Genomic DNA, 11,106 nt, shown 5'->3' with positions numbered 1-11,106 from the left:
GCGCGATCCGCCGCCCGCGGTCGGTCACGGCGCCGTTCGCGTCGACGGCGCCTAAGGCGCGCAGCACCTTTCGCCCCGCCGCCAGTCCGCCGGGCGGCGGCGCGTCCCACCACGCCAGTCCGTGGCCGTCGGCCGTGCCCCAGCACGCCAGCTCCAACGCCAAGCGCGTCAGATCCGCCGTCCGGATCTCCGGCTCCGGGTAAGCGGGCAGGGTGCTGTGCTCGTGCTCGGGCCAGCAGCGCCACACCCGACCGGGCGCCTCGCGCCCGGCTCGCCCGGCCCGCTGATCGGCCACCGCCGCCGAAACCCGTACGGTCGCAAGCCCGGACAGTCCCCGCCCGCGGTCGATGCGCGGCACCCGGGCCAGCCCCGAATCCACCACCGCCCGCACCCCGGGCACGGTCAGGCTGGACTCCGCCACCGAGGTCGAGAGCACCACTCGCCGCCGCGGCCCCGACCGCAGCGCCGCGTCCTGCCCCGCGTTGGACAACCTGCCGTGCAGCGGAACGACATCCGCCGACACATCGTCCAGAAGCGCTGCAGTCCGGCGTATTTCCGCCGCGCCGGGCAGGAAGACCAGCACGTCCCCGTCGGCCCCGGCGAGCGCGGCCCGGGTCGCCCGCGCCACCTGCGCCTCGGCCCGCTCCCGTGGCAGCGGCGCGACATACGTCAGATCGACGGGGTAGGCACGCCCCTCGACCCGCAGCACGGGCGCCGCCCGCTCCCCGCCGACGAGCGCCGAAAGCCGTTCGGCCGCAACGGTCGCCGACATGGCGAGCACCCGCAGATCGGGCCGCAGCCCGGCCCTGGCGTCGAGCAGCAGCGCCAGCAACAGGTCCGCGTCGAGATGCCGCTCATGGCACTCGTCCAGGATGACCGCGTCGACCCCCGCCAACTCGGGGTCGCCCTGCAACCGGCGCACCAGCAACCCCGACGTGACCACCTCGACCCGAGTCGCCTTACCGACCCGGCGATCCCCGCGCACCGAGTACCCGACGCTCTCCCCCACCGACTCACCCAGCAGATCGGCCATCCGCCCGGCCGCCGCCCGCGCCGCCAGCCGCCGCGGCTCGGCCACCAGCACCCGACCCGAAGTCCCGGCCGCCAACGCCAACGGCACCAGCGTCGTCTTCCCGGTCCCCGGCGGCGCGACCAGCACGGCGGTCTCCCGCTCGGCGAGCACCTCGACCACGCGATCGAGGACGCCACGGACCGGCAGATCGGGAAGTTCTGGCAGTTTCATCGCCACCCAGTCTGCGGCCAACGGCCCGCCGCCCGGCAACCGGACCTAGTTCAACCCGGCGATGAACTCGCTGAACAAGCGGTTGGCCGAGCCGGACACGAACAGGCGCTCCAGATCCGCCCTGGCGACCTGTTGCCGGAACCCGCCCTGGTAGGAGGCGTCACCGACGTTGTGCACCGCCTCGGTCCACCACATCGCGAAGGCCTGGTAGTTCCACACATGACGGAGGCAGGTCGGCGAATAGGCGTCGAGCAGAGTCGAATCGCGATCGCCGGCTATGTAATGGGTTACCGCCTTCGCGAATACGTCGGCATCGTGCAGGGCGAGATTCATTCCTTTCGCACTCATCGGCGGGACGATGTGCGCCGCGTCCCCGAGCAGGTACAACCGGCCGTAGTGCATGGGGTCGTACACCACGCTGCGCAACGGCACCAGCTGAGTGCTGGTGATCGCACCCCGCCGCGCCATGGGTTCGCCGAAGCGGAGCTCGAGCTCGTCCCAGATTCGCTCGGCCGTCCACTCCGCCACGACGCTGTCGAGCGGGCACTGCAAATAGAAACGACTCGCGCTGGGCCCGCGGCCGAACTGCCCCGCGAAACCCCGGTCGTGCATCGCCATCATGGACTGCCGCTGGGCGGGCACCTCCGCGAGAATGGTCAGCCACGCGTAGCCGTACTCGTGGGAGTGGCGCGTGAGGTGCCCGTCCGGGATGGACGCCCGGCTGACACCCCGGTCACCGTCGCACCCCGCCACGAACTCGCACACGATCTCTCGCGTCGAGCCCGCGCCGTCGCGATAGGTGACCAGCGGACGCTCGCCGTCGATATCCGTCAACGACACGTCGACCTCGTACCGCAGGTCTCCGCCCGAGTCCACGAACAGTTCGGTCAGATTGCGGACGAGCACCTGCTGCGGGCAGAATCGGCCGCCGCCCGCGCCGTCCGATTCCAGCTCGAGCAGCCGCCGCTCCCCACCGATCTGCAGATTCATCACCATGTCGAACGGCGCGCCGCCGAGCACCCGGTCGGCCAATCCCCATTCATGAAACATGCGTTCGCCGCGGGCGTCGACGACGCCGGCGCGCTGCCGCGACTCCACGTACTCGCGGGAACGCTTTTCCACAACGACGCAGTCGATTCCGTTGCGCAGCAATAAGTTTCCGAGGGTCAATCCGGCGACACCCGCGCCGACGACGACCACCGTGGTGTTCTCTGACATTTTCGAGCACTCCTGAAAAGCTCACATGACAAGTGGCGGTTGAAATTCCCCGATAATTCCGGGGTGAATAACGAAATTCCCGAACGCGGGAATACCACTACGTTATGCGTGCCCGCCCGGCGTGCACCACCGGCGACCGGTCACCGCACACCGGAAACCCGCCGAGTATCAGCGCGCCCGCTGCCGAAGCTCGCTCTGGTACCGGCCGGGCGTCTGGCCGACGAGGGCGGTGAAGGCCTCGATGAAGCTGGTCGGATTGGACCACCCGCACGCCAGCGCGGTGCTGGTCACCGAGCGGCCGTCGAGCAGATGCACCAGCGCGTGCTGCACGCGCAACAGGGTGCGCCACTGGTGAAAACTCATCCCCAGCTCGGCGTGGAACAGCCGGCTCAGCGTGCGCTCGCTCGCCCCCACCTCGCGGCCCAGTTCGGCCAGCGTCGCGGAGGTAGCGGGGTCGACGTGCAGTTGCGCGGTGGCGGCGCGCAGCCGATCATCGCGCGGCTCGGGCAGATACACCGAGTGGTCGGGAATGTGGGTCAGCTCATCGATCACGACCCGGCGCAGCCGGTCGCGCGCGCCGGGTTGGAACGGGCGAGCGGTGGTGAGCGCGACGAGCGCCTCCCGCAGCAGGGGTGTCACCGCGAAGACGGTCGGCTCGTCCGGCAGGTCGCCGCTCAGTGCCCGCGGCACCTCTAGTACGTGGATCTCGGTGTCGCCGTAGGCGCGGTGGCTGTGCTCGAAACCGGGCGGCGTCCAGGTGAGCCGGTCCGCCGGGGCTACCCAGGTGCCCAACTCGGTGGTCGTGGCCAGGACTCCGGCCGAGGGGTAGAGCAGCTGACCCTCCCGGTGGCGGTGCATCGCGATGTGCGTGCCGTGACCCATCCGGCCCCGCTTCATCGCGACGTCGAGCTCGGGCGGCGTGGGGCAGGTTTCGGGCATCACCGGCGAAGTTACCAAAGCCTCGCTCGGCGGCGGCCGGGCTCAGAACGGGCTGGCGGCGGGGAGGGCAGAGCTGAGGGCGAGCAGACCGATGACCGCCAGGAGCAGGAGTACCAGCAGGGCTCCGTGGACGTTGTCGATGAGAGCGGGTTCGTTGCGGTGGGTGCGCGGCGCTGTCATGAAACCGTTCCTCCGGTAGTCGGGCGGGGTATGGCACCGCGATTCCCGCTCCGGCGAGGACCAAACACCGCGCATGACGGACGCGACCCGTCGTGACGGTGCTCAGCCGGCGGCGCCCTCGATCGACAGCGGATGCTGAAAAACACCGCGCGGATCCCACGTCGATTTGATTCGCTGAAGCCGCGGATAATTGTCGCGGTAATAGAAGGAATGCCACGGCACGCCCGAGGAGTTCCAGTCGGAATCCCGCAGATCCGGATCCGGATAATTGATATAGCTGCCGCCGTTGACCTCATCCGGCACCGGAACCCCACCCGTCTCGGCGTAGACCTCTCGGTACAGCTCCCGCGCCCACCGGAGGAACTTCTCGTCGTCGGCCGGATCGCGCCACGCCGCGTGGATGAGCATCTTCATGAACGAGTCGCGCACCGGCATGGCGGCGGCGTGGGCGGGCCGGGCGTTGATCGCACCGCCGAAAGGCAGGAACTCCACCTGAGATTCGCCGAACGAACGCGGGTCGGTCAGGTATCGGTAGAAGATCCGCAGTTGCCGCGGCGTGTATGCGCGGCGCAGATACGCCGCCTTCACCTTGACGCGCGGTGGCAGCGGCCCTTTGCCGTAATACACCTGAGACACCGTGTCGCCGTAAGACTTTCGTTCCAGCGGCGGCACCAGCGGCGGCGGCCACACCCCGTCGCCGATCGCCGCGACGAACTCCGCGTAGCGCGACTCGGCCTCGGGCACGTCGGCGGCGAGCAGCACCAGGATGTCACAGGACCCCGCGAATGGCTTGACGTGCAGCGGCGCGTACAACCCCGCGAAAGGGCTGTCGGCGTGGCTGTTTCGCTCGAAGAAGGCGAGATAGTTGCCCACGAACCGGACGAACGACTCCTCCGTCGACATCGGCAGGACCAGCCGGGCGTGCAGCATCTCGGCGGGCGGCTTGGGCAGCAGCCGCGCCGCGTCCGCGCCGTCGGCATCGTGCGAGCGCAGCAGAAACCGCGTCACCACACCGAAATTGCCGCCGCCGCCCCCGGTATGGGCCCACCACAGATCCGCGTTCGGCCCGTCGGCGGTCGCGGTGACCACACGCGCCTTACCCGCGTCATCGACGGTCACCACCTCGACGCCGTGGACGTGATCCGCCGCGAGCCCGAGCCGCCGCGACAGCGGGCCGTACCCGCCGCCGCTCAAATACCCGCCGACACCGACGCCGAGGCAGATGCCCGCCGGAATCGTGACACCCCACCCGCGCAACAGCCGGTCATACATCGGGCCGAGCTCCGTGCCCGCGTCGACCGCGAACGCCCGGTAGTGCTCGTCGAACGACACCGACGTCATCCGGCTCAGATCGATGATCGCCTGCGTGTGCGGCCCGTCCACGAATCCGTCGAAGCAGTGCCCGCCCGAGCGCACCGCGATCCGCAACCCCTCGGCGACCGACCGCTCCACCGCGACGCGGACCTGCTCGGCGTCGATCGGCAGGAAGATCTTCCGCGGACCCGCGACGAACCTACGGTTGTAGCCGCGCAGCGTGAGCGGCGTGTACTCGGGATCCCCCGGCAGCACGACCTTCGGCCCCGCGTCCGCGACGGCCACCGCCCGACCGCCGACCACGATCCCACCGGCGCCGACCCCCGCCGCACCGATAAAACGCCGCCGTGACAAAGACATCCGCAAACCCTCTCGTTCGAGCAGAGCGACAGGACACCGAACCGACACAGAACCGCGAACGCGACGCACCCCGACATGGCCACGCGCCGCATATGATCGTCCACCGACGCGCGCACCGAGAATTCGCGCGGCGAGCCTAACCCCGACACGAGCTTGGGGACCTTCGACCATCGCGACACGCGGTAGCGGACTTTCATAATGGGCGGCGTGACGGAGTTCGGGCAGCCGGCGGCGGGTCGCGCCGACGCGCTGGAGCAGGTGGTGGCGGGTAGCCCGCAGAGTGTCGGCAGTTTTCGATTCTGGTTCGCCGACCAGCGGTGGGAGTGGTCCGACGAGGTGGCCGTGATGCACGGCTATCAGCCGGGTTCGGTGGAGTTGACGACGGATCTGCTGCTGTCGCACAAGCATCCGGAGGATCGCCCGCAGGTCGCCGCGACGCTGGCCTCGGCGATCGAGACCGGCGAGCCGTACTGCAGCCGTCATCGGATCGTCGACACCGCGGGCGCGGTGCACTCGGTGATCGTGGTCGGCGATCGATTGCTCGACGAGGCGGGCGAGATCGTCGGCACCGCGGGGTATTACGTGGACGTGAGCGACACCGTCGAGGAGGGCAGGCGGGAGTTCGTCGAGGAGACCCTGCCGGATCTGATCAAGGCCAGGGAGGTCATCGAGCAGGCCAAGGGCGCGCTGATGCTCGTGTACGGCATCAGCGCCGAGCAGGCGTTTCGTGTGCTGCAGTGGCGCTCGCAGGAGACCAACACCAAGCTGCGGCAGCTGGCCGAGCGGCTCGTCACGGGGATCAACACGATGGGCGGCGGCCCGCTCTCGCAGCGGACCAGCTTCGATCACCTGTTGCTCACGGTGCACGAGCAGGCGGGCGAACCGTCGGCGCACGGTCGATAACGAGCGCGGGCCGGATCGGTTCGGCGCACAAAACCATTGGGGCGGAGTACCGTTCGGCCATGCCGGACAACCATGCGCGGCGAACCGCGGCAGGCGGCTACACCTGGCAGATCGTCGGTCGCGGACCGGCCGGAGCCGCCGTGGCGGAGTCCGGCGAGGGCGTGCTCGCAGCGCCCGACCCGCACACCGGCCGCGTCTGCGCCAACCACATCGAGGTCGGCACCGCGGTGTTCGACGGCGTCGCGGCCGACCTCGTGGTCGAGCACCGCAACGCCGTCCTGGAGGCACGTATCGACGGCCGACCCGACCCCGCCCCGCCGTTCGACGAGCTGACCTTGATCGTGCGCGACGGCGACGGCGTCGAAAGGCTGTCCACCACAGCGACCTTGACCTACCCGGCCGTCACCGTCGCGGACCTGGACACCTACCGCGCGGAACTCGCGACGGCCGAGAAACACGAGCGGCGCAGGCGCGAGCGCCGCGACAGGGCCGTCGCCGCGGGCACCTGCGCGCCGCCCTCGTCGCCGCTCGATCCTCGGGTCGCGAGACTCGTGCGCGAGCTGCGGGTCGAGGCCGCCACCGTGCGCGAGGAGGTCCCCGATCTCGACCACTGCCGCGCGCAGCTGGCGCTCGCCCAGCACACCCTGCACGCCGCGCTCGCGGCCGCCGAACAGCGGCGTCAAAGCGATAATTCGGACGACATCGACTACGCGTACGCCTTCGCCCAGCGCTGGACCCCGCGGGTGCGGCGCTGGGCGGCCATCCTCGAACTGATCACCGAGGCCTACCTCGACGCCGACGCGGTGGACGCCCTCGCCGACCGCCTCAGCCTGCGCGCACCGCCCGCCGAGTAGGCCGGCCCGAACTCGCGGAACGAAACGCGACTATCCCCCGATTGCCCCGTCGACAGCGCGCACCCAGTTACCCTGAGCTGATGCGATTCCGGTTCCGCAGGTCCGCCTTGGCCGTACTCGCCGCGGCGGCATCGACCTTGCTGCTGTGTACGAACGCCCCGGCGGCTCCGCTGTTCCGGCCGGTCGCCGCGGCCGCGCCGATGCACCCCGGTTTTCTCTGGGGTGTCGCGTCCTCCGGCTTCCAGTCCGAAGGGCATGCGCCCGACAGCAATTGGACGCGCTACATCCCCAACCACCCCGACTACGACCCGCTCCAGGATTCGGTCGGCTTCCTCGACCGCTACGCCGACGACATCGACCTGGCCGCCGGGCTCGGCGTTCGGGTGTTCCGGATCGGAATCGAATGGGCGCGGCTGCAACCGGCCCCCGGCGTGTGGGACGACAACGCGTTCCGCTTCTACGATGCCGTCCTCGACCACATCGCGCGCGCGGGCATGCGCCCCATGATCACCCTCGACCACTGGGTGTACCCGGGCTGGGCGGCCGACAGAGGAGGGTGGCGCAATCCGGGCATGGTCGAGGACTGGCTGGCCAACATGCGCACGGTGGTCGACCGCTACGCCTCCCGCGACCCGCTGTGGGTCGCGGTGAACGAGCCCGCCGCCTACATCTCCCACGAGGTCCGCCGCGGCAAGGCCGAGGCCGGCGAGATGACGGAGCGGATCGCCCAGGCGCACAACGCCATCTATGACCACATCCACCAGGTCCAGCCCGGCGCGCAGGTGACCAGCAACGTCGGCTACGTCGCCGGCGCGGAGGACGAGATCAACGGCGGCTTCCTCACCCGCGTCGCGAACCGCCTCGACTACGTCGGCATCGACTACTACTTCGCTTACGATCCGGCGCAGACGGCGATCGGCGCGGTCACCAGGGCGCTCGGCACCGTCGCCGGGGCCGTCGGCTCCGCCGCGCCCACCGTGCCCGGCCCGAGCATCTGGGACCTGCCCATCCGCACCGAGGGCATCTACTACGCGCTGCAACACTATTCGCGCGTGTTCCCCGGAAAGCCGCTCTACGTCGTGGAGAACGGCATGCCCACCGACAACGGCCGCCCCCGCGCCGACGGCTACTCCCGCGCGGATCATCTGCGCGACACCGTCTACTGGATCCAGCGCGCCGCGGCCGACGGCATGAACGTGATGGGCTACAACTACTGGAGCCTCACCGACAACTACGAATGGGGCAGCTACGCACCGCGATTCGGCCTTTACACGGTCGATGTGCGCACCGATCCCGGCCTGGCGCGCCGCCCCACCGACGCGGTCGGCGCCTACGCCCAGCTGGTCGCCGAGGGCGGCGTCCCCGCCGACTACCGGCCGACCCGTGGGGCCGCCCCGTGCGTGCTGATCGACCCGCCGGCCAGCTGCCTGTCCCCCGTCGGGATTCCGTAGCCGCGAATTCGGTGGCAGCGCGGCGTTACTCGATCCGCCGCCGGGTCTCTACTCGGTCCGCCGCCGCCGGTCGCGCACGGTCACCGAGATCACCGAGCGGGCCAGCGCACGCAGGTCGTCGGGGATGAGCAGCGGCTCGACCGCGCCCTCGAACCCCTCCAGGATCGCGCCGTCGGGCCAGCGCACCTCGTAGCGATACCAGCACCGCACCTCACTCGGGTGGTACGGCAGCTCGAGCTCCAGGCGCACGGCCATCTCGACCAGTGCCGCCGCCACCTGCGCCGCACCACCGGTATTGGCCACCTGCCACCACAGCGCGCTCCCTCGGTCGTCCTCGGAAATCTCGACCAGGTACCTCAGCTTGCCCCTGTCGCTGATCTCGGTCACACCCACCACCCTGCCAGACCGGCCGGTCCCGGCAAACCAAAACCGGTGCGCGAGGCCACATCTCGCGCAGTGCATGGTCCGCAGACATCCCATCAATCGGGCCGGGCGAGCCCCGTTCGCGGTGGCGGGGCGGCTACCAGCCGAGCGCCGCCCGCGGCGGAACAGCCCCGCCGCCGGCGCTCACCCGCGTATCCGCCGACACGGCGGTCGGCACGATCGTTCTGAACAACGCGATCACATCCAACACGAAACCGGCCCGGCCGACGCCCAGTCGGCGCAGCGCGGGGCCGTGATCGGCGGCTACCACCACGGTCGCCCCGATCAGCACGATCCACCACAGCAGCACCGGAATCAGCCGGGCCGGGCGGGAGGTCGTCGCGAACGCGACGCGCAGCCGCTGACAGTGGAACGGCACATGCCGCAGTTCGTCGTTCAGGATCAACCCGGCGACCTGCGCGGTCAACGCGTCGTCGGTACCGTCGCGCAGCGCGCGGTAATACCGCAGCGCGACCACCTCGGCGACCATCAGCACCATCAACTCGAGCCGCAGTCCCAGCGCCCGGCGCAGCCGGACGAACACCGCGTCGCTCCAGTGCGCGCGAATCGTGGGCCACCCGCCCGCCTTCAGCAGCGAGCCCAGCAGCCGCGCGTGATTGACCTCCTCGGCGACGAACAGCCGCACCGCGGCGGCGTACACCGGATCGCCCGTGGCCTCCGCCTTGGCGATCAGGTTCGCCCCGTCGCCGCTCTCGCCGACCTGGAACCGCTGCACGCTGCGGGCCACCGCCGCGTCGAGCCGCGCGCCCCGGCCCCAGTCCGGGTCGCCCGCCGCGGCTCGCGCGCGTTGCTTGGCCTCGAATTCGGTTGTCCACCGGGCGAACTCGTCCACGCCTGCCTACCTCCATGCTCCGGCTCACCGGGGCGGCGAGCGTCACTCGAGGCCAACCTAGACAACGATTGTGCGGGTCTTCGGGGTCACGCGTGGAGATTCTGTGCAGAGACCGCCCGCGCGTCGCTGGCACAATGACACCGTGAAGCTCGACGACCTGACGATTCCGGACTCAGCGAGTTGCCGCGCGGCCACCGAGGTGGCGGCCGCCTACTGCACGCCCGCGCTGTTCAACCACTCGGTCCGCTCCTATCTGTGGGCCGCGGGCCACGCGCAGCTCACCGGCCTAGGCTTCGACGCCGAGCTGCTCTATGTCGCGGCGCTGCTGCACGACCTCGGCCTGGTCGAGGAGTTCGACAACGCCAGCCTCTCGTTCGAGGTGTCGGGCGGGCATCTGGCCTGGGTGTTCGGCGCGGCCGCGGGCTGGCCCGAGCAGCGGCGCACGCGCGTCTCGGAGGTGATCGTCGCCCACATGGCCGACAGCGTCGACGTCGCGGCCGACCCGGAAGGGTATCTGCTGGAACACGGGACCTCCGTGGACATCTCGGGCCGGGGTTGCGATGCGCTTGCGCCGGAGTTCCGGCTCAGCGTCCTGGAGCGTCATCCACGTCTCGGCCTGCCCGAGGAGTTCCTCGGCTGCTTCCAGGCGCAGGCCGGACGCAAGCCGCACACCTCCCCCGCCGAGGCCCTGCGCTCCGGGTTGGCCACCCGGATCTCGGCCAATCCGCTCGACCGCGTGTAATCACATGTCGCGCAACGTCTCCACGGCGAGCGCGAGCTGCTCGCCGTCCATCGTGGCGGCGGCCGGCGCGATCAGCTTCGTCATGGCGAGTCCCTGAAAGAGCAGGAAGTACAGGCTGACGACGGCCCGCGCCCGCTCGACGGGCAGCTCGGGGTGCACCTCGAGCAAGGTCTGGGTCAGCTCGTGCAACGCCGTCTCGGTGGCCTCGGCCATATACTGCTGCGACTCCGGCGACCGCGCGACGAGCAGGCCGTTCTCCGCGCTCAACAACAGCGTCTCGTGGTTGTTCGCGACCACCTCGAGCAGGCTGTCCCAGGTGGGCGCGGCACTCTCGCGCAACGAGCGGTCCGTCCCGCCCGTCCGGATCGCGGCGTCCATTCCGTCGCCGACACCGCTGCCGATCGACTCGGCGATCGCCTCGGTGACCAGCCGGTCCTTCGAGCCGAAGTGGTAGCCGATGGCGGCGAGACTGACCCCCGCGGCGCCCGCGATATCGCGGGCGGTGGTCTTGGCCAGGCCGCGCTCCAGCACGGCCTTGCGCGCACCGGCCAGCAGGTCTTCGCGATTTCCCATGCCCCGAGGCTACCAGCGTCTTAGACATTTGTCGTAGACATATGTCTCACCGT

Annotated in this window: 12 protein-coding genes; 4 read left to right on the top strand and 8 right to left on the bottom strand. The window is 70.2% G+C overall.

Annotated features, from left to right (window positions below):
* The 5 genes from ON39_RS39745 to ON39_RS39730 all read right to left on the bottom strand — a co-directional run.
* Positions 1-1,243: helicase-related protein (locus ON39_RS39745; protein WP_303621537.1), on the bottom strand; the 1,243-nt coding region annotated here is incomplete at its 3' end.
* 45 nt (positions 1,244-1,288) lie between these two features.
* Entirely contained in the window at positions 1,289-2,461 is a 1,173-nt protein-coding gene (locus ON39_RS39740; RefSeq protein WP_040741948.1) for a 4-hydroxybenzoate 3-monooxygenase, read from the bottom strand.
* Positions 2,462-2,629: 168 nt separating this feature from the next.
* Positions 2,630-3,400, bottom strand: coding sequence for an AraC family transcriptional regulator (locus ON39_RS39735; RefSeq protein ID WP_040741946.1), 771 nt, complete (start codon positions 3,398-3,400; stop codon positions 2,630-2,632).
* 42 nt (positions 3,401-3,442) lie between these two features.
* Entirely contained in the window at positions 3,443-3,580 is a 138-nt protein-coding gene (locus tag ON39_RS49315) for a hypothetical protein (RefSeq protein ID WP_157195610.1), read from the bottom strand.
* Positions 3,581-3,682: 102 nt separating this feature from the next.
* Positions 3,683-5,254 carry an FAD-binding oxidoreductase gene (locus ON39_RS39730; protein WP_083894970.1) on the bottom strand — a complete coding sequence of 524 codons (1,572 nt, stop codon included), beginning with the start codon at positions 5,252-5,254 and terminating at the stop codon, positions 3,683-3,685.
* Between the two features lie 198 nt (positions 5,255-5,452).
* Between ON39_RS39730 and ON39_RS39725 the strand changes: the two genes are divergently transcribed.
* The 3 genes from ON39_RS39725 (at position 5,453) to ON39_RS39715 (ending at position 8,462) form a co-directional block, all read left to right on the top strand.
* Positions 5,453-6,157, top strand: a complete 705-nt coding sequence (locus ON39_RS39725) for a PAS and ANTAR domain-containing protein (RefSeq protein WP_051187695.1) — start codon at positions 5,453-5,455, stop codon at positions 6,155-6,157.
* 59 nt (positions 6,158-6,216) lie between these two features.
* The gene (locus ON39_RS39720; RefSeq protein WP_040741945.1) at positions 6,217-7,011 is read left to right on the top strand and encodes a hypothetical protein; all 795 of its coding nucleotides are present in this window, start codon (positions 6,217-6,219) and stop codon (positions 7,009-7,011) included.
* 80 nt (positions 7,012-7,091) lie between these two features.
* Positions 7,092-8,462, top strand: a complete 1,371-nt coding sequence (locus ON39_RS39715) for a family 1 glycosylhydrolase (protein WP_040741944.1) — start codon at positions 7,092-7,094, stop codon at positions 8,460-8,462.
* A gap of 48 nt (positions 8,463-8,510) precedes the next feature.
* Here ON39_RS39715 and ON39_RS39710 read toward each other — a convergent pair whose 3' ends face one another.
* Positions 8,511-8,849, bottom strand: coding sequence for a hypothetical protein (locus tag ON39_RS39710; RefSeq protein WP_146251239.1), 339 nt, complete (start codon positions 8,847-8,849; stop codon positions 8,511-8,513).
* Between the two features lie 133 nt (positions 8,850-8,982).
* Positions 8,983-9,738, bottom strand: a complete 756-nt coding sequence (locus tag ON39_RS39705; RefSeq protein WP_040741942.1) for a ferritin-like domain-containing protein — start codon at positions 9,736-9,738, stop codon at positions 8,983-8,985.
* 142 nt (positions 9,739-9,880) lie between these two features.
* Here ON39_RS39705 and ON39_RS39700 point away from each other — a divergent pair, with 142 nt between their 5' ends.
* Complete coding sequence (locus ON39_RS39700) at positions 9,881-10,480, top strand: HD domain-containing protein (RefSeq protein ID WP_040741956.1); 600 nt, start codon at positions 9,881-9,883, stop codon at positions 10,478-10,480.
* Here the strand turns inward: ON39_RS39700 and ON39_RS39695 are convergent, their stop codons facing one another.
* Entirely contained in the window at positions 10,481-11,053 is a 573-nt protein-coding gene (locus ON39_RS39695; RefSeq protein WP_040741941.1) for a TetR/AcrR family transcriptional regulator, read from the bottom strand. It abuts the gene before it with no gap.
* Positions 11,054-11,106: the final 53 nt, after the last annotated feature.

It is taken from the genome of Nocardia tenerifensis NBRC 101015 (assembly GCF_000308715.1).
Taxonomy (GTDB): Bacteria; Actinomycetota; Actinomycetes; order Mycobacteriales; family Mycobacteriaceae; genus Nocardia; species Nocardia tenerifensis.
The sequence above is the reverse complement of the archived record's forward strand: the minus strand, read 5'-3'. Positions and strand labels throughout refer to the sequence as shown.

What these genes read in the sequence shown, in the direction of transcription:
- ON39_RS39740 (WP_040741948.1), bottom strand. Translation starts at nt 2,461, where the DNA reads ATGTCAGAGAACACCACGGTGGTCGTCGTCGGCGCGGGTGTCGCCGGA.
- ON39_RS39735 (WP_040741946.1), bottom strand. Translation starts at nt 3,400, where the DNA reads ATGCCCGAAACCTGCCCCACGCCGCCCGAGCTCGACGTCGCGATGAAG.
- ON39_RS49315 (WP_157195610.1), bottom strand. Translation starts at nt 3,580, where the DNA reads ATGACAGCGCCGCGCACCCACCGCAACGAACCCGCTCTCATCGACAAC.
- ON39_RS39730 (WP_083894970.1), bottom strand. Translation starts at nt 5,254, where the DNA reads ATGTCTTTGTCACGGCGGCGTTTTATCGGTGCGGCGGGGGTCGGCGCC.
- ON39_RS39725 (WP_051187695.1), top strand. Translation starts at nt 5,453, where the DNA reads ATGGGCGGCGTGACGGAGTTCGGGCAGCCGGCGGCGGGTCGCGCCGAC.
- ON39_RS39720 (WP_040741945.1), top strand. Translation starts at nt 6,217, where the DNA reads ATGCCGGACAACCATGCGCGGCGAACCGCGGCAGGCGGCTACACCTGG.
- ON39_RS39715 (WP_040741944.1), top strand. Translation starts at nt 7,092, where the DNA reads ATGCGATTCCGGTTCCGCAGGTCCGCCTTGGCCGTACTCGCCGCGGCG.
- ON39_RS39695 (WP_040741941.1), bottom strand. Translation starts at nt 11,053, where the DNA reads ATGGGAAATCGCGAAGACCTGCTGGCCGGTGCGCGCAAGGCCGTGCTG.